Genomic DNA, 21,715 nt, shown 5'->3' with positions numbered 1-21,715 from the left:
TAGATTCTATTAGTCTACTATACAAGAAGTGGAATAATTAAGCCAGAAAGTAGTAATATCAAAGCCCCACCTAATCTAGATGAGATTTGTGCAAACGGCATTAATTCCATTCGTTTTGCTGCAGACAGTACAGCCACATCACCTGTTCCACCCATATTTGCCATACATAATCCAGCTGTAATTGCAGCTTCAATTGGATAGAATCCAACTAATTTACCTAAAAGACCAGCTCCAATAATCGCCCCTAAAACAACACCAAAAACTGTTAAAATGTATTGAAATGATAAAGCTTCAAGCACAGTGTTTAAATCTGTGTATGCCACACCAATACCGAATAATAGTGCAAAAGTCCAGTTACTGGCCACAAATTGATACCATTGACTAGCTCCATCAAGAACAATTTTCGGGATAATATTAGCCACTTTTGCAACAGCTACTAAAATAATCATAATTGCATAAGGATGTAATGGAACAAAGTCTCCCAAAACATTTCCGAGCGTGAAGAATGTTAAAGCTGCTAATAGTCCAACACCCATTACTTCGATATCATATTTTTGCTTTGTTTTTTCATACGTAAATCCTTTAATTAATTGACCATTTCCTGATAAAGACGGAAATCTTCGTCCCACCATATCTAGCACACTAGCAAGGACTATCGCAAACACATTTCCTAAGGCAAGAGCAGGTACAAGCATTGAAATGTAATAGCTTGGTTCATTCCCCAACATTTCAGAGTAAATTTGACTCATTGGAACGGCACCTGCCCCCATTCCACCGCCCATAATTGGCATCGTTATAACTAAGATTGCATCTTGAAGTGAAAAACCAACTAGTGAACCAAAAAGACCTGCAATAATAATTGCCCCAATTACAGCCCCAAAGATCGGTAGGAAATAGCGCAATCCAACCTTAACTAGTATCTTAGAATTCATTCCTAAAATACTACCCGTAATTAACGCAGCTATATAGAAGTCTAAAAATCCACCTGTTTTCATAAAATCAGTTACCGAAGTTGTAATGGTTTCTGGTAGAAGCCCGCTGTAGACCATATACGCAGAACCAAAGATTGCAACAATTGCCCCACCACCAAGAAATGTTTTAACGATTGGTGTACGATCACCTAACCATCCGAAAGCTTCACCTAATATAATCATAACAAGCAAACTACCAATCATACCTCCTGGTAAACTACCTGTATACATACTTATCAACGTAATCACACCAAATAAAGCAAACCATAAAATTGGTGTATTAAATATTTTTAACTTTGGTTTCGCTTTCAATTCTTCACTATTTTCATCAAATGATAGCTTCTTAGCTGTTGATTCCATTCTTATTCCCTCCTTAAAAAATTACATCTAGCCCATAAATGCTCTTTTTCCTGTATTCTTGTTAACCTACACTATTAATATGATTTCCATTAGTCGTTTCCCATTCAGGGTGAGTAATCGCTTTCATAATCTGTTTTAAGTTTACTGAAATATTCAGACATTTTATACATTTTGAAACTAATGATAGCTTTTTGAAATTAAAAAAAGCAGCGCTAGCTGCTTTTCTATTATTCATATCCATCAAGCAAATATTGTTTGTCAGCATTATATATATAGGAATATAGAGGTCTCCCAATGCCGTATGTTAATGTCTCATCAATAACTCCAATATCATTTAGGAACTTTAAATATTTCCTTACAGATACTCTCGATATCTCCGTCACCTCTGCGATAACATCCGTAGAAAAGGGTGCTTTCCCTTGTTTTTTTACCGCTTCAAGAACCGTAACAAGAGTTTTTCTTGATAACCCTTTTGGTAGAGGCTTTAAAATACCTTGATCATTATCCTCTTCTTTTACTAGTAAAAGCTGATCAAGGTCCTCTTGGTTAATTGTTCTTTGCCTTTTTAAATAAACATGTTGTTCTCGGTATGTCCTTAGGGCCTGTTCAAATCGGTCAAATTCAAAAGGCTTAATCAAGTAATCGACCGCACCATTTCTAAGAGCTTCCTGAATTTTCTCTACATCAGAAGCAGCTGTAATAAGTATGGCATCAATATCTTGTTTTTCCTCTCTAACTTTTCTGAGTAAAGATAAACCATTTTCTCCCGGCATAAATACATCTAAAAGGAGAAGGTCCACATTTTTTTCCTCAATAACATCTAAAGCTTCCTTCACACAGTTTGCGATATCCACTAATAAAAAACCATCTACTTGCTCTAAATATCGCTTGTTAAATTCTGCAACCATTGGATCATCTTCAACTATTAACACATTAATCACTTGTTGATTACCTTCCTTTATAAGGAACTTGAACAATAAATTCTGCTCCTGTTTTGATACTTAAATTAATTTGAAGTGTTCCTTCTATATGTTCCATACTTTTGTTTACTAAATATAATCCAAACCCACGATTATCTCCCTTTGTGGAATACCCCTTGGTAAATAGATGTGGAAATTGATCCTTATGAAGTCCAGGACCTGAATCCCTAACTTTTATTTGTAAAGAAGAGTCTTCATAATGAAATTTGACTTGCAAAACTCTATTATCATATTGAGCCATCGCTTCAATAGCATTATCTACTAAATTGCCAATAACCGTAATTAATTCATGGGTAATTCTTGGATCAACCGGTTCAGGAATAAGCGTATCACAATCAATGATCATTTCTACTTTATTTTCCCTTGCAAAGCTAAGCTTCCCAAGTAAAAAGCCTGCTAGTGCTGGATCTTTAATATTTTTTGTCACTTGGCCAACCTCATGTGCACCATGATTAACAACCTGAGCAATGAACTTCCTTAGCTCTTCATAGCTTTCCATTTTAATCATACCTAAAATAACATGAAGTCTGTTCATAAATTCATGAGATTGAGCTCGTAATGCATCTGCATAGGTACGAACCCCTGTTAATTGTTCAGCTAATTGATTTATTTCTGTTTTATCTCTAAAGGTGGAAATAGCTCCAACAATTTGATCGTTGACAATTAGAGGTGCTCGATTAACCAATATGGAAACCCCATTAATCGTTAACTCAACATCTTGCTCTGCTTTTCCTGTTTTCAGAACACGATCCAAGTTTGAAGATGGTAAATACTCTGTTATCTTCATTCCAATAGGCTGTGCTGGTAGTCCAGTATTTTTAAAAATGTGTAAAGCCGATCTATTTACTAGAGTAATATTCGCATCATTATCAACCGCAATAATACCCTCATGAACAGATTGCAGCATCGTATTTCTTTCTTCATGTATTTTAGCAATAGCAAATGGTTCAAGACCAAATAAAATCTTTTTTATATATCTAGCTAATAATATTGCACCTAAAATTCCAACTAAAACACCAATAATTGAGGCAATTATGATGGTACGATGCCCTCTTTCTAAAGCTTGTTCCACATTATTTAATGAGATCCCAACAGCAACTGCCCCTATTTGTTCTTGTTCATGATTATATATAGGTGTAAAAGCTCTTAATGATTGGCCCAACGTCCCTTCTGAAACCGAAACATGCTCTTTACCGTTAAGAACAGCTTCCTCATCTCCCCCTTTGAATTTTTTTCCAATTAAATCAGGGTTAGGGTGTGATTTTCTTACTGCATTCATATCCATTACAACGACAAACATAACATCTGCTGCTTTTTGAATGTCAACAGTGTAATCTTGAATCTCACTCGAATAAGGTTGGTTATTTTCTAGTCCACTTTTTACAATCACAGACTTCGCAACTGTTCTTGAGACAATCTTTGCCTTTTCTTCTTGATTTTCTCGTATTGTCTTACTTACTGTTTGACTTATTAACAAATCAGTCAGGAGCAGCGAAAGAAGCACGACTAAACAAACGAACAAAATAATGATTGTACTTAGCTTATATTTTTGCTTTATCATGTCTTCACCTCCCAGAAATTTATTATAACAGACAATATACCTCTTAATATAAACACGAAAATACTTAGAGATGAAATAAGTAATTGAAAATCCACTTACAATGACTTATAATAACTTACAAATACTTATAAACACTTAAAGAAGGGGTAACATCATGTTCCAAGAAGAACGATTAAGATCAATCCTTGCACACCTAAAAACATCCAAGCGCATTTCAATTGAAGAAATATGCGAGTTGTTTGACGTATCTAGAGATACAGCCAGAAGAGATCTTGTGAAATTAGAAGAAGATAAAGCTATTATCCGTACTCGGGGTGGTGCCATCCTTCCTTCACCTAAACATGAAATCAAAGATTACGTTAATCGTTTAAGCATGGTATCAGAAGAAAAAAGACAAATTGGCAAAAAAGCAGCATCTATTATTCATCCTGGTGATTACATTATTCTTGACACTTCAACAACTGTTCAGGCATGTGCGGAGCAGATGGAAGATGTAAAATGTACGATTATTACAAACTCAATTAATCTGGCAGACATACTAATTAAAAATTCACAAACACATATTCAACTGCTTGGAGGCGAACTCCATAAAGAACACCGCTATTTATATGGAAGCTCTGTGATCGAAAAACTATCTTATTACCATGTTGATAAGGCCTTTGTAGGTTGTGCCGGAATATCTGAGAAAGGTGTCACAGTAGCTCATGAGGAAGATGGGAATGTGATGCAAAAAATGATTCAGCAAGCTGAGCAGGTTATTTTACTAGCAGATCATACAAAAATCGGTATTACGGGGTACTTTCGATGTGCGGAACTAAACGAGATTGATTTACTTATCACTGATCGAGAGCCTAATAAAGAATTTCAAGATTTATTAGATTCTCATGGAGTTGAAATATTCATTACATCTCATAATGAGGAAGGGGAAATACTTAATGACTAAGCTTATAGCTATTGACCTTGATGGAACATTGCTAAGTAGTAAGAATGAAATCAGCATTGAAAATATCCAAGCGATAAAAGAAGCGCAAAATGCTGGTATTGAGATTGTTATCGCAACAGGTCGTGCCCATTTCGATGTTCAGGCAATTTTTAAGGATACAGACATAAAAACATGGATCATTGCAGCGAACGGAGCAACAATCTATGATCCGGAAGGTAATCTTTATCATCATCAACCAATAGATCCTACCACTGCCTATAAAGTGTTACATTCGTTGGAACAGGATGGCTTTTACTATGAAGTTTTTAGTTCTTCATGTATTTACACTCCTAATAACGGTCGAAAGCTATTACAGATTGAAATAGATCGAATTCAAAGTGCTAATCCTGATGTTTCTATTGATTCTCTAGAGGAAGCCTTATCAAAGCAATTTAGTCAAACGGGATTTACATTTATTGACTCTTACAAAGATATTAAAGAAGCTGGCACACCCGTTTATAACATTCTTGCGTTTTCCTTTTTCGAAGAGAGATTAAAAGCAGGCTGGTCAAAATATGGTCAAATTGAGGGTCTTACTATTGTGTCTTCAGCCAATCATAACTTTGAATTAGAGCATCAACATGCATCAAAAGGAATTGCTCTTGAATTACTATCTAAAAAACTAGGTATTGCTTTAGAACATACTGCAGCAATTGGTGACAGCATGAATGACCTATCCATGCTGTCTCGTGCAGGAATAGGTATCGCTATGGGGAATGCAAAAAACTCTATTAAAGAAGCAGCCGATTTGGTGACAGTAACAAATGATGAAAATGGTGTTGCTCACTTTATTCAATCTGTTTTAAGCAAGGTATAAATGCAATGAAAACATGATACAATTTTAATAAGCCAACCTTCTTCCGTAACACTATCATTTGTGGCGTGACGAAGGGGTTGGCTTTTTATTTATTCTTCCTTCTCTTCAATATCCTCATTAAAACTTTTATTTTTTATTCCAGATCTCATGAGATGCATATCAACATATACATCTAGTTCAGCTTTGGTAAACTCTTTATCCCATCTATCCTGTACTTCAAGAAATTTTTTGTGGTGTTGACGATTTAATGCCTCGCCAAACCCAAAAATATCAACTCCATACTCTTCTTGTACTTTTGTTATTAGAGAATTAATTTCTTTCTCTATATGCTTTTCAATCAGATCTTCATAATCTGTAAAAACATCTAACTTTGTAATATCCTTAGGACAATGGAGTCCTTGAATCCTCGCTTCACCATTTATGTTTACTTTAATATGTGGAAAACCATTTTTGTAATTGGTTTCTAAGCTTGATTTTGACATTGTTATTCGTGCATCTAAAAAGTAATCTTTAGCTTCTTCAGAATCTTCACCACATGGGATACTTAGACTTGTTTGTATTAGATCTTGAGTCCATAAATAATTCCTTGTTTCTTCTAAAGATAATGAACCAACCATCTTATCTTCATCAAAAACTACCATACCGTCCATAACAACTAGCGCTTCAGGATCAAGAGCTTTATTATTCTCAACTGTTTTTCCAGCTTCTGCATTACCCTTTATTACGAGCGATGCTGCAACAGGATTCTTTCCTTTTGAAATAATTGAAGAAATAAAATCATACAGCTTAACATTCGGATCTCCACCCCACTCATCGGTAAATGTCTCTGCTTGAGTATTAACCTTCAGGGACGGACTTTTCTGTGTTGGATAGGTAATTTTCGTGAAATCAGAGGCAGGATTTCCTTTTGTGATCATAATGTTAAAGTCATTTCGAAATTGTCCACTACGATCTAAAAAGTCTAGAAAACCAAAAAGACCTTTCCTCGCCACTTCCTCACTTATATACAAAACCCTTGTATGAGAAAAAACCAGCTTACGCGTTAATCCCTTATTCATTTTATTTGATAGCTCTGAAAGAGAATTACCTTCCATAGTATACGTAACCACCGGTGCATTACCTTGTGCACTTTGTTTTCCGAATTCAGACGAGATAATAGCTTCTACTGTCATACGATACTTTTTTTCTTCCCCTGGATCAACTGCAATACCTGATACAATTGATATTTCATCTAATTCTTCACGATCCCAACAACCTGTCATAAAAAAAGACAGAATGAGAAATAAGTATATCCATTTCTTATTCATTTTCCTTTTTCCCTTCTGATTGTTGTTGTTTAGGAGGTGATGGCTTGCTAGTATTTTTCATTTTCACTGGTGCTTTTGACATTAAATAAGACGGTCTAAATTTATCAATCCCATAACGGGAAACGAATAAACACATCTGTTTGATCTCTCAATTTAAATGGAGCCACTGGTGTTAAATATGGAATTCCAAACGTTCGTAAACTTACTAAGTGGATAACCATTACAATTAATGATAAAAAAATTCCATATAGCCCTAAAGACGCAGCCATAAAAATTAATATAAAACGTATTAGCCTAGCAGCAATTGAAAAATTATAGATTGGTGAAACAAAACTTGCTATAGCAGAGAATGCAACGATAACGACTAATACATTCGAAACGAGGCCAGCTTCTACAGCTGCTTGACCAATAACTAAAGCACCCACAATCGATAAGGTTTGACCCACAGCACGAGGCATTCGAACACCAGCCTCTCTTAATACTTCAAATGTAAGCTCCATCAGTAATATCTCAATAACAGCAGGAAATGGCACTCCCTCTCTCTGACTTTGAACACTTATTAAAAGGGAAGTCGGCATTAATTCATGATGAAAAGTCGTAATCGCCACATATAAGGAAGGGAAAGTAAGAGTAATCATAAAAGACATATAACGGATTACTCTAATAAAGCTAGTCATAAAAAACGGCTGATAATAATCCTCTGTTGACTGAAAAAAATCTGTGAAAACACTAGGAACAACTAAGACAAAAGGTGTACCATCTAGAAAAATGGCAATCTTACCAGAAAGAATATTCCCACTTATACTATCAGGTCGTTCTGTATTAAAGACCAATGGAAAAAAAGAGTAGGGTTCATCTGTTATAAACTCCTCTACGTTTCCTGTGTCTAATAGTCCCGATGCGTTAATCTTGTTAATTCTTTCTTTTACCTCACTCAGAATATCCTCATTTACAATTCCCTTCATGTAGCCAATTACAAGCTGTGTATTAGAGTCACTTCCTACATTGAACTCCTCAAACACCAATCTGGGATTTTTTATTCTTTTGCGGACCAACCCAAGATTTGTTTGAAGATCTTCAACAAAACCATCCTTAGGACCACGAATAATTGTCTGTGTACTCGGCTCTACTATTGACCGCTTCTCAGTACCGCCAATATTTAAAGCCAAAGCTTTGGTATGTTGGTCAACCATCACAACCGCAAAACCATTCAGCATGTACCAAATAAGCTGATGCAATGTTTCAGCAAATTCGTAAGATACTGCTGGAAAATATGCTTCTCGTAATAAATTCATATCTCGATAAGCTTCTTCATCCTTTTGAAAGGCAGATCTTAGTGGCTCTAGGACTTGAGAATTCAAATCTAGCTTATTTAAAGTTGTTCCTAAGTAACAAACACACCCTTCTAGGTTTCCAACTTTTATATTAATTTCCTCATAATCAGACGTTGAATGAAATATTTCTTTTATACTTTTTATATTTTTCTCTAGTGAAAAATCATATTGCTTTGGTATACCTTCTTTATCATAGAGTTCCTTCTCTGATGTTTCCCCACTATTTTTATTACTTCTTCTTCTAAATAGTGTCGAAAGTATACTCATAAGCTAGTCGTCTCCTTTTTCTTTGTTTTCCACAACAAAATAGGAAGAATGAGAATTGGGATTCCAAACTGAAATGGTAGATGTAAATAAAAGGGGACAAATACCAATCCCTCTTCTATATGCTCAATAAAATTGTGACTAATCACCACAGATATAAAAGCAACCAATGCCCCCATCGGTAACGTCATACTTCGATACGGTTTATTGATTATGTATTCAAGCCCTTTCAATCCCCCATAGAAAAACAAACTTACCTTTACAATAATTCCGAACATGACAAAAAAGACAATAATTAAATCGACTCTTTCTATAAAGTTGAGTAAAGAAATTTCCCTTGATGCACTTAATAAAGGAAATGTAGCTCTCTCCTTTAAATCTGCTCCTAATGTGGCTATTTGAATAAATGAACCATATGTAAGGATAAGTCCACTTGTTATAACCGCAGCTGCACTAACCTTCCCCACACCTTTCCTAGTACCTATGTAAGCGCCGACAATCATAAATGTAATAGCTTCACCAAATGGAAAAGTGATTAACTGTGGAAACAACGCCTTGATAATCGGTTTAAATCCATCTCCCAATACCGGACGTAAATTAGTAATCTCTAAGCCCCCCGAAAACCAAATGGCAATACCCGTTACTAATATAAAAGTTACAACATAAGGAAAAAACACCTCACTTGTTCGACCAAGTACTTCCAACCCAAGCTGAAGCATATAAATAATCACCAGCATCATCGTGATGGAGATAATCTCCAATGGAGTTACTTCAAAAATAGTCGAAACAAGTAGCTCACCAAAATCACGTAAAACCCTTGCAGATATATAAAAGAAATAAATGACATACAAAAGCGTTAAAAACTTCCCTATCCATTTTCCGAAACAAAAATGGAATATTTCAAATAAATTCTTTCCCGGTAATCTAGAAAGCAAAAAGGTATAATACAGAATGAGACCAGCTCCAAATACCGTTGCAATTATAATCGCAATCCATGCATCCTGCCTTGCATCATCCCCAATACTAACAAGTGTTGCACTTCCAATTTGAAAACAAATAATCAGAATATATAACTGCCAAAGTGAGATTTTTTCTACATATTGTTTCATGCTTATTCAAAACTTCCGATTTTCTTAAGTTTTTGTAGCTTTTCCTTTATTCCACTCACGATAGAATAGATAAACCCTATCAATAAAAAAGCATAAACCATCCATTTATTAGATCCCGGGTCTATTCCTAACAGTGTTTTAAGTTCAGTCCATAAATCTGTCTTATATAGCAATGAATCAATTTGTGCCACTAATATACTTAAGATCACAAATAATACTATCAACATCAATGTTCTCATCACAACACATCCTACATCCATATTTGTAATTGGATATATGGATTATTATGGTCAAAAAAGAACTTTTTAGTATGACCTAGTAAAGTTTTTAGTTGAATAAATAGAACTAGACAAGAAGTTGGGTGTTAAAATTTTGTCAAAACGGATAAAAATTTTGTCTGATACATAGATTGATTGTCGAAGCCATTCCATAATTAACAATTATCTATAATAATAGGTATATAAGATTTGTTTAGTATAGGGGTTATGAAAATGAATGAAACGATAAATCCGGAATTAGGACATAAAATAGACCTAGTAAGAAAGCTAATGATTACTTCTGCACAAACAAAAGGAATAAATAGTCCTGAAACAATAAAATATAGCCAAGAATTGGATCGATTAATTTTCGAAACACAATTACTACTAAAATCCTGCAGCTAGGTAAAAAGGACAGTAGCTACATGTGTATCCAATCTAGAAATAACCTGTCCTTTTTACTAGCCTAACTCTTATGCTTTCTTGGCTGAATGTGATACCACAAAACCGTGATATGTTGTTATTAATAAAAAACTAGTAGCTTATCACTACTAGTCTTTAAATAGCCTTTAAGGCAGTATTTATGTCTTCCCAAATATCCTCCCAAGCCTCAAGACCAACAGATAGCCTTAATAGCTGATTTGTTATGCCCATTTTAATCCTCACTTCATCAGGTATGACTGAATGTGTCATCGATGCAGGATGCTGAATAAGTGTTTCCGCATCACCTAAGCTGACTGCTATTGGGATAAGCTTAAGATGATTAACAAATCTCACTGTATCTTCGTAAGTGCCTTTAATTTCAAACGATAATAATCCTCCACCATTTCTCATCTGCTTTTTCATAATGTGATAGTCAGGATGATCTGAATCTCCAGGATAATAGACATTCTTAATTTTAGAGTGTTTCTTAAGACTTAAAGCAATTTTCTCGGCATTTTCACTATGTCGATCCATTCTAACAGCTAGTGTTTTTATTCCTCTTAACAACAGCCAAGCATCAAACGGTGCAATAACGCCGCCTATATCCTTTTGTACCGTACCCTTTAAAGTCTTAATTAGATCGTGACTACCAACAACTACACCCGCTACAACATCCCCATGACCACCAATATATTTCGTGCCACTATGAATGACAAGGTCACATCCTAAAGAAATAGGCTTTTGAAGATAAGGAGTTGAAAAAGTGTTGTCTACTACCACTTTGACTCCCTTTTCATTTGCAATTGCTGTTACTTTTTCTAAATCAATTAATCTCATTGTAGGATTTATTGGTGTTTCAATATAAATACACGCTGTATTTTCTTTTATTTGCGAACATATCTCTTCAGTTGTAGATAGGTCTGAGAATGAATACTCGATATGGTATTTATTTTTCAACAATTGGAGTAGTCCAAAGGTGCATCCATATATTCCTTTTGAGCATAAAATATGGTCATTACTTTTTGTCAAACCAATAAGAGCGGCAGAAACTGCTGCCATTCCTGATGAAAAGGCAAGAGCCGCTTCCCCATCTTCTAACTGAGCTATCCTCTCTTCTAACACCGCAACTGTAGGATTTGAAAGTCTGGAATAGACATAGCCTCTTCTTCTCCAGAAAACCGCTTTGCTCCCTGTTCTAATGTAGAAAATGTAAAGGTGGATGTTTGATAAATTGGTGGTGTTAAGCTATCTTTATGTTCCTTCGGGTCATATCCACCATGAATTGCTTTTGTAGAAAACTGATGATGACTGTTTCGATCCATAGTACTCCCCCTTCAAACTTTGTAAAGAGCACCTGTACATAATCCTAGGCTCCTTTCTATAGATTATTAATAGCGTGTTTGTCCGGTTCCTTTAACTAGACAGATTAAGTACTTGGATAAAATAAAAAAGATAGGGGTTTCCCCTATCTTCTTGGTATTACTTTATATCTGCTGGATGGTTTTCCTTAATTAATTCTGCAGCCTTTGCATTTGCTTCCACTTGCTCTGAGGCTTTTGCATCCAGGAATAACAGTTGTGACTGCAGGATGCTGAAGACACCAAGCTAAAGCCCAAGTTGCCATGTTTACTCCTTCTGGCACTTCTTGCTCCTTTATCTTTGCAACTAGATTCAGCTTTTCATCGATTTCTTGTTGTTCATGATTTTTTCTAACATTGTCACTAAATGTAGCACCAGGATTATATTTCCCACTCAAATATCCGCTTGCTAATGGTACCCTGGCTAATACACCTAAATCCTGCTCTATACATGAAGGAAATACTTCTTCTTCAGGTGCTTGATCAATTCGGTTATAAACAACTTGAATGGCTTTAGCATTTAACTCAGTAGCTTTTGATGTTTGATAGATATTATCATTTGCACCGATAGAAATACCTAAATTACGGATTTTTCCGGCTTGAACCTGCTTATCAAGCATTGTCCATAAATCATCATTATTAAAAACCTCATCAGGACCTGAATGAAATTGATATAGATCAATATAATCTGTCTTTAATGCCTTCAATGATTCCTCTAATTGAACCCGCACAGCATCTACACTCCATGCATGTTCCCAATTGTCATGCCATTTATGACCAAACTTCGAAGCAAGTACCCAGTCCTCACGACGATCTCTGGAAAGAAAATCACCAATAAACTTTTCAGACATATGATGCGGTCCATAACATTCCGCTGTATCAATCAAGTTAATTCCTAACCCTTTTGCATGTGAAAGAATCGCATCAACTTCATTTTGTGAAAAGTCTTTTCCCCAATCTCCCCCAAACTGCCATGTTCCTACCCCTACTACAGAAACCTTTAAATCAGTACTACCTAAACGTCTGTATTTCATTTAAAACACCCCATTATCACCAATTAGGAAACCGGTTTCATTCCCTTAATCTATCATATCCAAGAATCATGATTAATTCAAGAATATAGCTCTCAATAAAAGACACACTATTTTTGGCATTGTACGCAGTAGAACGTTTTTCTTGATGATAGTTCATCTCGAATGATTGAAGATTGACACCTAGGACAAGGCTCCCCTTCTCTATTATAGACATAACAATGATGATCATAACTTCCCGTTAAATTATCTGTTTTAAATACAGGCATATCAATGTATCCACCATACGAAAGACCTCTATTTAAAATTGTTTGTATGGCATGAAAAAGTGCAGAGCGTTCCTGTACTGATAGCTCATTACCTTTTCTAGATGGTAACAGCTTCGCTTCAAAGCAAATTTCATCAGAATAAAGATTTCCAATACCTGCAATGAAATTTTGATTGACTAAGGTTGTTTTTAAGGCACCTCTTTTCTTCTGAATACTTTGATCAAAAGCTTCAAGCGTAAAGTCTGGACTAAGTGGCTCTGGACCCAAATCATGAAAATCCTTTTCCAATTCTTCATTTGATAATAGATGAAGATATCCTAAACGCAATCCCGATAAAAAATAATAAATCATTTCCGAAAGAAATGGTGACCTGCTTTGTGCGATCTGGACTATCCTGCTCACTTCCAATGTACATGAGACCTCCAAGCATCAAATGTACTAATAGATTTTCTCCTGAATTCAGCTTGAATATCAAATGCTTTGCCCGCCGTTCCACTGCTACTAATGTTTTCCCCTGAACAGCACCAACAAATTCTACAACAGGCTTATTGATTGTTTTTTCTCTTGTAACTTCAACCGCTTCAATTTTTCTTCCAATAAGCTTTTGTTCGAAAATACGTTTATAATTTTCCATTTCAGGTAACTCAGGCAATATGTACACCCTTCCTTGAACATAATATTGTAAGTTAGTATTGCTAAAAAAAAGACCAATCATGTAGGAAGAAATCAAAAAAGGCTCGCCACTTGGCAAGCCTAATAAGTATCATTCAGTTTGATACAATTTTTGGTGACGAAGCTCTAACGATTGGATATGATGTAACTCCTCTAATAAATCAGAAATCGAAATGAGTTCGTAAAAAATAACAGTTTCCGGCGCAAAACAATGATGATGATCATAATGATCAGGTTTCCTATCCCAAAATAACTCTGTTACCCGATTTATTTTCTCAAAATGTGAGGTCTCTATTTCATACTGTTGATGATGAAGAATATCCTTTACTGAGCAAACGATTGCTACCACAAGATCTTTATTTTTTTCACTTACCTTAACCTTTTGATTTGAAATTGTAAGTAAGTTTCCTGCGTGGTAAAGAATTTGCCGTAGAATATTCAGCTTTTTATACTCATAATGAAACGTTCTCATATCCTGACGGCTAAAACGGTGATATTTCCATTCTTCCTTTTGATAGCTACAAAGCACTTCAATTGATTCAATATTCTTCATTAATTTTTGAAACCAACTTCTTGACTCATTCCTGTTTGTTTTCGAATGTAAGTCCACTAACTCTAATCCACGACTTTCAATAAAATCTCCTGTTTCTAAAAAGAGATCACGTATTTTATTAAGAATGGCTGGAGAGTAATTTGGACTCATAACAAACAGGTTTACTAATGTAGAAACGAACAAACCAATGCTTGTTGCACCTAATCTAATGAAAAAAGAAGCAATAAAGTGATCATGAACTGTTGAAATCATCGCGACACCTGTAAGAGTTGCTACAAGTGTTCCCTCGTTTAATCGTAGCTTATGACATGTCATAATTGTTGCTATTGCTACTAATGCATAAGTATATGAATGATCCCCAAGCACAACATTAAATGCAATCGAATATGCCGCTCCTATCGCTGCTGCCGGAAAACGTACAAATGCTTTTTTTATTGAATTAGCGGCAGTTGGTTCAATTGTAATTATAGCCGTAATGGCAGCAAACATTGCGGGCCAATTTAACCATTCACATATCATAACAGTCAAAAAAACTGCTATTCCTGTTTTGATGATCCTTCCACCAACCAAATACTTTGCTTTTCTAATGGTATCCATAACGCTTCTTCAACCCTTAAAATAAACAGTTATATACTGATTATAACGTATCAAGTAGAAATCTCTAAATACGTTCAAGCTTAAAGGACGATCTTAGTTACAATTCATATATTAAAAATCTCTCATTCTGATTTTGTTCATATAGTCCATTGATCTTAATCTCTTGTTTAAGGGAAAAAGCAGTCTGATTTTCTAAGTAATAAATGTATTCTTCAGCCGCATAATATAAAATCACCTCAAGGTGTCGTTCACATTTCTCAAAGGAGTACATAATGTTATTCATAACCTTCATAAAGATTTGAATAGAGAATGGATTAAAAAAATAAAAAATATTGTCAGCCTGTTTAACTGGGTAGTGTTCGGCAAGGCAATTGTGAAAAATAATATTGTTACCATTCTTTTTCGTTTTTTTTAAATAACAGGAACGATTTTTCACTGCCATTTCATAAAAGTCTTTGTTCATCTCGACTCCGGCTACAGAAGATCCAAATAAGTAGTGAACGTAAAATGGCAACCTGCCCTTACCGCATCCAAAATCAACGATTCGGTCATTACTTTGCAACTGATATTGAGAAAATAGCTGCTTTAATCCATTATAAGGAGTAGGTTCATAACGATGATAATGAAAGGACTTGTGAAACCCCTTCTGATCTCCTGACGTACAAATATTAAGCAAGTGTTCATAATCCTTCTCTTCCATTCATTTCTCCCTTTTAAAGCCTGATTATACTAATTGTCTTTTACCCGATCATAACATAATTAACTAACCTGTATATAATCGCAAAGCTCACTATTTTGTTATTCATTAACTAATGTAAGAAAACTTACCATATTCATGTTAAAAATTATACCTTTATCATGATAAGTATGTAATTTACTGTAATAGATCTGTTATGATAGAAGGAAAGAGTGCTAGAAAGGAGGATATTATGAACTGGATCTCAACTAGTAAGAAAGACGAATTTCTAAAATGGTTCTTGAACAATCATCAGTTAAAAAATAAAGAAGCTCGGAGACTTATAGAATATATTCAGAAAAACCATCATATTCTTAAGAACTTATCTTTTACTGATTATGTTCATTCAAAAGACCGTACGATTGTTGTTTCAAGTATTAATTCTGATGAGTCTGGGTTTCTCTTTTACACTAATGGTCAAAAAACAGAAGATGTTTCACGAGAACTTTTGGTTCACTAATGAGCAGTACCTTCTGAAAAAGTTTATCTCATCCTCCACTACTTTGGTAAACATTCTGATCACCGCTATACACAGCTTGTTGAAACACATCGAATTCATTCTATTAAACAATACGAACAATCAGAAAAAGATGCAAAAGCAACAGATTCAGTTGTTGAAATTGCTTTATTGAAAAGCAGGATCAATAAGGCATTGGATGACCGAGACGAAGAACTGTTTCATGAGTTGGTTAATCAATTAAAAGAAATTCAGAAATAAATAAAGTAACAGAGGGCCTTTAAGTAACCCTCTGTTATTTTATTATCTCATTTCCTATACAAATTCCCTTTTTAATAAGGACTGAGTCATAGTCGGTAAAGTAAGTTGAATGGTCGTGCCCTTATTCACTTCACTTTGAATAGTCATACCGCCTTTATGTGATTCTATAATCTTATAACAAGTCATTAGTCCCAAACCTGTGCCCTTTTCCTTCGTGGTATAAAAGGGCTCACCAAGGGTCGGTAATCTTTCTGGTGAAATACCTACCCCCTGATCAATAAGTTGAACAGATATTGTTCCAGCTTCTATTAGCTTAACTTTTAATTCAATTTGACCTCCATTTGGCATCGCTTCAATTGCATTTTTAAATAAATTTAAAAATACCTGCTTTAGTTGAGCTTCTTCACAGCATATCTTAGGTAGATCAGGATCAAACTCTGAAAAGATTTGAATGTTATTGATAATTGATTGAGTGTTCATTAATGTTATAACGTCTTTTATTAACTCTTTTATATCTTTTTCTACAAAAATAGAAGCACTTGGTTTAGTAAGAACAAGAAACTCTCCAACGATTGAATTGATTCGGTCAAGTTCAGATAAAACAATATTATAATACGTTTCTTCTAACTGATTTGATTTAAATAACTGAATAAACCCCTTTATTGATGTAAGGGGATTTCTTATCTCATGGGCAATTCCTGCAGCCATTTGACCTAGTAAGGCAAGCTTTTCTGATTTTAATAGCAAGCGTTCTGTATGTTCTTTTTTCTCCGTAATATCTTTTCCAATCGTCAACACTGCATCTCTTTCACCAAATGTGATCGACATAGATGTACCATCAAAGAAAAACCTCACTCCATCTAAACGTTGAACTTCATATTCAATATTACTTAATGGCTGTTTTTCTTTATGAATCAATTTCATACGCTCATATACACGTTCCTGATATCTGGGTGTGATGAAGTCAAAAAGGGATTTACCAATAACATCAGTTTTGATTTTAGCTCCTACCATCTGAGCAGCTGCATTGTTTATATAGATAATCTTTTGGTTTTGATGAATAATAATAGATTCAGGTAAAGAGTCAATCAATTGTTTATAACTCTCTTCACTTGCACGTGCCTTTTTTGTATAATATCTTGCTACATCATATTGCCTTCCACATACCCAGGCAATAATAGTAAAAACGAAAAAATCCAATGAAAAAAATGCCTCATTGTATAAAATCTTTTCAATTCCTGTATACAATATTGATATCATTACTAGAGAAATTTGCCCAATCTTATTCATGAATTATCCTCATTTTTGTCAGAATTTTACTTATATAATAGCACTATATGTACTTTACTAGGGAAAAAATTAGGAAAATTTACACAATTTTAATGATGTATATAAAATCTTATAATATGTTTCTCTCAGTATCTAGTAAAATGAAAGATATTCTAACAATGTAATTAAAAAAGATGTCAAAATTTCAAGACATCTTTTTTATTCCAGAATTATATAGTAATTAGACCTTTTTCCTTCATGGTATTTAATGTTCCTTCTAAACCCTCTTTATAAGAGGTTTTTTGAATTGGTCCTATTAAACATTCTAATTTTTCTCCATTTAAAATTAGCGGTTTTTGAGTCAGATCATACATCTCTACATACTCTTTCATGCTAGGGTCAAAAATCCCGATAAAACGCACCATATTTTTTGTTACTGTTGAAACCTTTCTTGAATAGCCTGTTATTTCCTGTATGATCTTAATGATTTCTTCACCTGTTATCACTCCTGTACCAGGAATATTCCAGCATTGTCCGTAAGCTTTTTCATGTAAAGAAAGCTCTACCAGTGCTTTCGCTCCATCTGGAGTATAAATATACTCTCTTGGTACTTTTTTATCCCCAACAAACATTGCCTTTTTATGATCGATTATTGACTGAAGGAAATAGTGGAGAACTGTACTTTCAGCATATGGTCCATAAAAATCAGGAAAATGCGCTATAAATGCTTGAACCTTTGAGTCCATTACCTTCTTCCCAATTTTCAAACGAATTTTCCCTTTTTTCGTTTGTGGATTTTTCTCATACTCCTCAGATGCTTTTTCTCCTGTACTTTCAGCATAAGAGTAAATATTGTCAACAACTGCAAGTTTAAATTTCAACATTCTCTGACACTTGTAAAATATTGTTTATCATCGGTTCTTGTTTTGTTTGCCACTCCTGATAAGGTAAATTTACTGCATGATAAATACACTCTGCACCCTTTGCTGCATCCATTAATTGAGAATAGTTAAAAACATCTCCCTCTTTGATTTCTACAAGGTTGTTTCCTTCATATAATGCTTTTAGCTTTTTTATATTCCGAGCAAAAGCAATTACTTTAATTCCCCGAGAGATTAACTCAAATGTAATAGCACTCCCTATACCACCAGATGCACCAAGTACTAATGCTTTTTTCATTATTCATCCTCCTTTAATTAACCACTGTTCAATTAATACCAAAAAAAATTATGACTCTATCGAACGCAAAATTAATTGGATATGCGATTCTGCAAGATCTTTACTATCCTCATATTCCTGACCCTTAAAAATGAAATGTGTAACAAAGCCGTGGAGAGACAAAAAGATTGAATAAATATCCTTCGGTGTAATTTTTGTGTTCACTAAAGAATGAACTGCCTGTGCAAAGTTTTCAAAACTGTTATTAGGCTCTTCTTGTAAAAAGCTCTTTAATTCTTGGTCTTTTGTAAGAAACATCGTTTCATAATGACTCGGATTGGTTATTCCAAAGTGAATATAAGCTAGAAATACTTCTTTTAGTTTATCTTCTTTTGAAAGCTCCTTTGCCATGACTTCTTCTAACTTTTGATCTAACAAGAAAAAACCATCCGCGACTAGTGCATAAAATAACTCTGCCTTGTTTTTAAAATGATAATAAAGTGCTCCATGGCTATACCCAAGTTCTTTTGCAATCTTTCTCATTGAAACATGTTCATATCCATCTTTTACGAAAAGAATTCTGGCTACGTCTAGGATCATTTCTCTTGATAATTCTTTATCCACTGATTTTCTAGGTGAGATTTTACTCTCCTCACTCTTTATTAACCACTGTTCAATAAAATACTATACCATAATTTACCACATGTCAATATTAAAAAATCCAGAATTAGTTTTCTAATTCTGGACACCCACCTTTATAATTTAAATTCCTCAACAATATCATGTAACTGTTGAGCTCTTGTACTTAATTCATTAGCTGAGGAAGTAATTTCCTCCATTGAAGCTAGCTGCTCTTCTGTAGATGCAGCTACCATTTGTGTACTCTCTTCTGTTATTTCTGTTTGTTTCGCTGACTCTCGTATCGAAGAAGATAATTGATCTACCCTGTTTAGCATCCCGTTTGCTGAATTTGCTATTTCTTCGATCTCTTTTGCTACCTTTTTTGTACGTTCAAATATATGCGAGAATGAAGTACCAGTTAATTCTACTAAGTTCATTCCTTCGTTTGTTTCTGCAGCCACACCTTCCATTGCTCCCATGGTATCCTTTGTATCAGCTTGTATTTCACTAATAATTTGACGGATTTTATTTGCAGATTGTGAAGATTCATCTGCTAGTTTTTTCACTTCTCCTGCAACCACCGCAAATCCTTTTCCATGTTCCCCAGCTCTAGCTGCTTCAATTGCTGCATTTAAGCTTAATAGATTTGTTTGTTGGGCAATTGATGTAATCGCGTCTAAAATGGAACCAATTTCATTTGATCTTTCTCCCAATCTCTGAATAACATCAGACGTTCTTTTTACTGCGTCTTGAATGACCTTCATCTGTGTAATCGTCTCATTTACAGTACGATTCCCTTTTTCTGCTTCCTCCGCTGAAGTAGTAGAGGAAGATGATACTTCAGATGTAACAATAGAAATTGAGTTTAGTTTCTCTGAAAGGTTTTGAACTAATTCAACATTATCCTTAGATTGAGTCGACTGCTGCTCAACAATCATCGCAACTTCCTCAACAGAAGATGTAATTGTATTTGTCGCTTGAGTTGTTTCCTCTGTAATTGAAAGCAACTCTTGACTAGCTGAGGCAACTTCTTGAGAAACCTGCTGGCTATTCTGGATAACTTCTCTTACAGCAACAATCATTGAATTTAGAGAAGTTGAAATCATCCCAAATTCATCTTTTGAGGTAATATCAAGTGTTGCAGACAAATCCTTGTGAGCAATTTTGTTTGTCGCATGCCGAATTTTTCGCACCGAATCTTTTATTCCAAAATAAAAACCAGTAACTAAGTAAATTAGGATAAGTAACACAAAGATTGCCGCTCCAATTGTCACGAAACGCTCAGTACTAAGTGAAATTACTTTTTCATCTAAAACTTTATCTAATCCATCAGTTTGATACGATAATAACTCATAAATCTTATTAATCGTCATCGTTGTTTTTTCAAAATAAACATTCGGTTCTATTGTAATCTTTGATGCTTCTAGTATATCTTTATTAATAATCTCAACAATTTCTTTTGCATTTGTAATTGACTCTGTTACATACGGTCCCATTGAGTCTTTTATGGAAGGATCTAGTTCAAAGATTCTTTGATAAGTCCTGTCTGCTGTAATGATGTATTCATCCATCATCCTCATTAAATAAATTAGTTGAATTCGCTCATCCTCTGTCATCGTTTGCTTAGTTGCAACTCCAACTCCAACAATGCCCTTGATTTCCCCATGAATTCTGTTATTTGTGGTAGAGTTTGAACTAATAAATTATTCATATGGTTATTAACAAGATCTGAATCCAGAGTAAGATTTGTTTCGTCTGCAATATCCAGAAGCATTTGGAGCATTAATGAAATCAACTGATTGTGCTGTGCAACTGAATCTCCAACACTCATAGTAAGTGTTGTATCTTTAGTTTTTTCCCATTCTTGAACAACACTTTTAACATCATCACTTACTTTTTCCATAGAAGTTTCTTTAGACAAAGCTGCTTGAAAAGAATCCATTTGTGTTGTGATTTTTCCTCGAACCTCTTGTAGCTTGGACTCTGCTGATTGATCTCCTGAGATCACATTAACTGTTAATCCCCTATGCTGCTGTGTTAGTTGAATTAATGGATATAATTCCGACAACACCTTGGTACCAACTTGCTCTTGTTTTACGAATGAGAGCTCACTATTAATTTTCACAACCACACTTCCAACTAATACGCCTACTATCGAGAAGATAATAACAAACAGTAGTAGGAACTTTTTTGAGAATGAAAATCGATTTAATAAGGCAATAGCAGGTGTCAGTAATTTCTTCATATTATGTTCTCCTCTTGATGTTCTAATGGTTTATTTATCACTTAATACTTTTTTACTATAAATCAATAATATAAACAGTGATGTTTATCACTGCATTTCATTTGGTGGAATTTTATACTAATT

At 34.6% G+C, this 21,715-nt stretch carries 20 protein-coding genes and 3 pseudogenes; 5 read left to right on the top strand and 18 right to left on the bottom strand.

Features of this window, described 5'->3' with window-relative positions:
* Window positions 1–17: 17 nt before the first annotated feature.
* The 3 genes from MVE64_RS15700 to dcuS form a co-directional block, all read right to left on the bottom strand.
* Window positions 18–1,331, bottom strand: coding sequence for a 2-hydroxycarboxylate transporter family protein (locus MVE64_RS15700; protein ID WP_247339415.1), 1,314 nt, complete (start codon window positions 1,329–1,331; stop codon window positions 18–20).
* Window positions 1,332–1,558: 227 nt separating this feature from the next.
* Window positions 1,559–2,272 (bottom strand): response regulator, encoded by a 714-nt coding sequence (locus MVE64_RS15695; RefSeq protein WP_247347094.1) that lies wholly within the window; start codon window positions 2,270–2,272, stop codon window positions 1,559–1,561.
* A 7-nt stretch (window positions 2,273–2,279) separates the two neighbouring features.
* Window positions 2,280–3,872 carry a DcuS/MalK family sensor histidine kinase gene (dcuS, locus tag MVE64_RS15690; RefSeq protein WP_247339413.1) on the bottom strand — a complete coding sequence of 531 codons (1,593 nt, stop codon included), beginning with the start codon at window positions 3,870–3,872 and terminating at the stop codon, window positions 2,280–2,282.
* 154 nt (window positions 3,873–4,026) lie between these two features.
* Here dcuS and MVE64_RS15685 point away from each other — a divergent pair, with 154 nt between their 5' ends.
* Entirely contained in the window at window positions 4,027–4,815 is a 789-nt protein-coding gene (locus MVE64_RS15685; RefSeq protein WP_247339411.1) for a DeoR/GlpR family DNA-binding transcription regulator, read from the top strand.
* A complete protein-coding gene (locus tag MVE64_RS15680) occupies window positions 4,808–5,671 on the top strand; it encodes a Cof-type HAD-IIB family hydrolase (protein WP_247339409.1) in 864 nt (287 codons plus the stop codon). Before MVE64_RS15685 ends, MVE64_RS15680 begins: the two co-directional genes overlap by 8 nt.
* A gap of 89 nt (window positions 5,672–5,760) precedes the next feature.
* Here the strand turns inward: MVE64_RS15680 and MVE64_RS15675 are convergent, their stop codons facing one another.
* The 4 genes from MVE64_RS15675 to MVE64_RS15660 form a co-directional block, all read right to left on the bottom strand.
* On the bottom strand, window positions 5,761–6,978 hold the full coding sequence (locus MVE64_RS15675) for a Ger(x)C family spore germination protein (protein ID WP_247339407.1): 1,218 nt from the start codon (window positions 6,976–6,978) through the stop codon (window positions 5,761–5,763).
* 104 nt (window positions 6,979–7,082) lie between these two features.
* Window positions 7,083–8,579, bottom strand: coding sequence for a spore germination protein (locus MVE64_RS15670; RefSeq protein ID WP_247339406.1), 1,497 nt, complete (start codon window positions 8,577–8,579; stop codon window positions 7,083–7,085).
* Window positions 8,576–9,685, bottom strand: coding sequence for a GerAB/ArcD/ProY family transporter (locus MVE64_RS15665; RefSeq protein ID WP_247339404.1), 1,110 nt, complete (start codon window positions 9,683–9,685; stop codon window positions 8,576–8,578). The genes MVE64_RS15670 and MVE64_RS15665 overlap by 4 nt, the downstream gene beginning before the upstream one ends.
* A gap of 2 nt (window positions 9,686–9,687) precedes the next feature.
* Complete coding sequence (locus MVE64_RS15660; protein ID WP_247339402.1) at window positions 9,688–9,924, bottom strand: hypothetical protein; 237 nt, start codon at window positions 9,922–9,924, stop codon at window positions 9,688–9,690.
* Between the two features lie 252 nt (window positions 9,925–10,176).
* Here MVE64_RS15660 and MVE64_RS15655 point away from each other — a divergent pair, with 252 nt between their 5' ends.
* Complete coding sequence (locus MVE64_RS15655) at window positions 10,177–10,347, top strand: aspartyl-phosphate phosphatase Spo0E family protein (protein WP_121664371.1); 171 nt, start codon at window positions 10,177–10,179, stop codon at window positions 10,345–10,347.
* Window positions 10,348–10,500: 153 nt separating this feature from the next.
* Here the strand turns inward: MVE64_RS15655 and megL are convergent.
* From megL to MVE64_RS15630, 6 genes and pseudogenes are all read right to left on the bottom strand, one after another.
* A pseudogene (gene megL, locus MVE64_RS15650) lies at window positions 10,501–11,687 on the bottom strand (methionine gamma-lyase).
* 157 nt (window positions 11,688–11,844) lie between these two features.
* Window positions 11,845–12,757 (bottom strand): annotated as a pseudogene (locus MVE64_RS15645) (aldo/keto reductase).
* Between the two features lie 107 nt (window positions 12,758–12,864).
* Entirely contained in the window at window positions 12,865–13,290 is a 426-nt protein-coding gene (locus MVE64_RS27795) for a zinc finger domain-containing protein (protein WP_345740640.1), read from the bottom strand.
* 25 nt (window positions 13,291–13,315) lie between these two features.
* Window positions 13,316–13,675, bottom strand: a complete 360-nt coding sequence (locus MVE64_RS27790) for a DNA-formamidopyrimidine glycosylase family protein (RefSeq protein WP_345740639.1) — start codon at window positions 13,673–13,675, stop codon at window positions 13,316–13,318.
* 111 nt (window positions 13,676–13,786) lie between these two features.
* Window positions 13,787–14,845: an aromatic acid exporter family protein gene (locus MVE64_RS15635; RefSeq protein ID WP_247339400.1), complete on the bottom strand. Its 1,059-nt coding sequence runs from the start codon at window positions 14,843–14,845 to the stop codon at window positions 13,787–13,789.
* A gap of 97 nt (window positions 14,846–14,942) precedes the next feature.
* Window positions 14,943–15,545, bottom strand: coding sequence for an SAM-dependent methyltransferase (locus tag MVE64_RS15630; RefSeq protein WP_247339398.1), 603 nt, complete (start codon window positions 15,543–15,545; stop codon window positions 14,943–14,945).
* Between the two features lie 229 nt (window positions 15,546–15,774).
* Between MVE64_RS15630 and MVE64_RS15625 the strand changes: the two genes are divergently transcribed.
* Together MVE64_RS15625 and MVE64_RS28140 are read left to right on the top strand one after the other, a co-directional pair.
* On the top strand, window positions 15,775–16,041 hold the full coding sequence (locus MVE64_RS15625) for a YpiB family protein (protein ID WP_247339396.1): 267 nt from the start codon (window positions 15,775–15,777) through the stop codon (window positions 16,039–16,041).
* Between the two features lie 168 nt (window positions 16,042–16,209).
* A complete protein-coding gene (locus MVE64_RS28140) occupies window positions 16,210–16,299 on the top strand; it encodes an IDEAL domain-containing protein (RefSeq protein WP_425593966.1) in 90 nt (29 codons plus the stop codon).
* A 54-nt stretch (window positions 16,300–16,353) separates the two neighbouring features.
* Here MVE64_RS28140 and MVE64_RS15620 read toward each other — a convergent pair whose 3' ends face one another.
* From MVE64_RS15620 to MVE64_RS15600, 5 genes and pseudogenes are all read right to left on the bottom strand, one after another.
* Window positions 16,354–17,589 carry an ATP-binding protein gene (locus MVE64_RS15620; RefSeq protein ID WP_247339395.1) on the bottom strand — a complete coding sequence of 412 codons (1,236 nt, stop codon included), beginning with the start codon at window positions 17,587–17,589 and terminating at the stop codon, window positions 16,354–16,356.
* Between the two features lie 209 nt (window positions 17,590–17,798).
* A pseudogene (locus MVE64_RS15615) lies at window positions 17,799–18,747 on the bottom strand (SDR family NAD(P)-dependent oxidoreductase).
* 48 nt (window positions 18,748–18,795) lie between these two features.
* Complete coding sequence (locus tag MVE64_RS15610) at window positions 18,796–19,368, bottom strand: TetR/AcrR family transcriptional regulator (RefSeq protein ID WP_098797649.1); 573 nt, start codon at window positions 19,366–19,368, stop codon at window positions 18,796–18,798.
* Window positions 19,369–19,481: 113 nt separating this feature from the next.
* Window positions 19,482–20,963, bottom strand: a complete 1,482-nt coding sequence (locus MVE64_RS15605; protein WP_247339393.1) for a methyl-accepting chemotaxis protein — start codon at window positions 20,961–20,963, stop codon at window positions 19,482–19,484.
* Window positions 20,960–21,592: a nitrate- and nitrite sensing domain-containing protein gene (locus tag MVE64_RS15600; RefSeq protein WP_247339385.1), complete on the bottom strand. Its 633-nt coding sequence runs from the start codon at window positions 21,590–21,592 to the stop codon at window positions 20,960–20,962. Before MVE64_RS15600 ends, MVE64_RS15605 begins: the two co-directional genes overlap by 4 nt.
* Window positions 21,593–21,715: the final 123 nt, after the last annotated feature.

It is taken from the genome of Metabacillus endolithicus (assembly GCF_023078335.1).
GTDB lineage: Bacteria > Bacillota > Bacilli > Bacillales > Bacillaceae > Metabacillus > Metabacillus endolithicus.
The sequence above is the reverse complement of the archived record's forward strand: the minus strand, read 5'-3'. Positions and strand labels throughout refer to the sequence as shown.

Excerpts from the sequence above, each read along its gene's own strand:
- MVE64_RS15700 (WP_247339415.1), bottom strand. The coding sequence starts at position 1,331 with ATGGAATCAACAGCTAAGAAGCTATCATTTGATGAAAATAGTGAAGAA.
- dcuS (WP_247339413.1), bottom strand. The coding sequence starts at position 3,872 with ATGATAAAGCAAAAATATAAGCTAAGTACAATCATTATTTTGTTCGTT.
- MVE64_RS15685 (WP_247339411.1), top strand. The coding sequence starts at position 4,027 with ATGTTCCAAGAAGAACGATTAAGATCAATCCTTGCACACCTAAAAACA.
- MVE64_RS15680 (WP_247339409.1), top strand. The coding sequence starts at position 4,808 with ATGACTAAGCTTATAGCTATTGACCTTGATGGAACATTGCTAAGTAGT.
- MVE64_RS15675 (WP_247339407.1), bottom strand. The coding sequence starts at position 6,978 with ATGAATAAGAAATGGATATACTTATTTCTCATTCTGTCTTTTTTTATG.
- MVE64_RS15670 (WP_247339406.1), bottom strand. The coding sequence starts at position 8,579 with ATGAGTATACTTTCGACACTATTTAGAAGAAGAAGTAATAAAAATAGT.
- MVE64_RS15665 (WP_247339404.1), bottom strand. The coding sequence starts at position 9,685 with ATGAAACAATATGTAGAAAAAATCTCACTTTGGCAGTTATATATTCTG.
- MVE64_RS15660 (WP_247339402.1), bottom strand. The coding sequence starts at position 9,924 with ATGAGAACATTGATGTTGATAGTATTATTTGTGATCTTAAGTATATTA.
- MVE64_RS15655 (WP_121664371.1), top strand. The coding sequence starts at position 10,177 with ATGAATGAAACGATAAATCCGGAATTAGGACATAAAATAGACCTAGTA.
- MVE64_RS15635 (WP_247339400.1), bottom strand. The coding sequence starts at position 14,845 with ATGGATACCATTAGAAAAGCAAAGTATTTGGTTGGTGGAAGGATCATC.
- MVE64_RS15630 (WP_247339398.1), bottom strand. The coding sequence starts at position 15,545 with ATGGAAGAGAAGGATTATGAACACTTGCTTAATATTTGTACGTCAGGA.
- MVE64_RS15625 (WP_247339396.1), top strand. The coding sequence starts at position 15,775 with ATGAACTGGATCTCAACTAGTAAGAAAGACGAATTTCTAAAATGGTTC.
- MVE64_RS15620 (WP_247339395.1), bottom strand. The coding sequence starts at position 17,589 with ATGAATAAGATTGGGCAAATTTCTCTAGTAATGATATCAATATTGTAT.
- MVE64_RS15605 (WP_247339393.1), bottom strand. The coding sequence starts at position 20,963 with ATGACAGAGGATGAGCGAATTCAACTAATTTATTTAATGAGGATGATG.
- MVE64_RS15600 (WP_247339385.1), bottom strand. The coding sequence starts at position 21,592 with ATGAAGAAATTACTGACACCTGCTATTGCCTTATTAAATCGATTTTCA.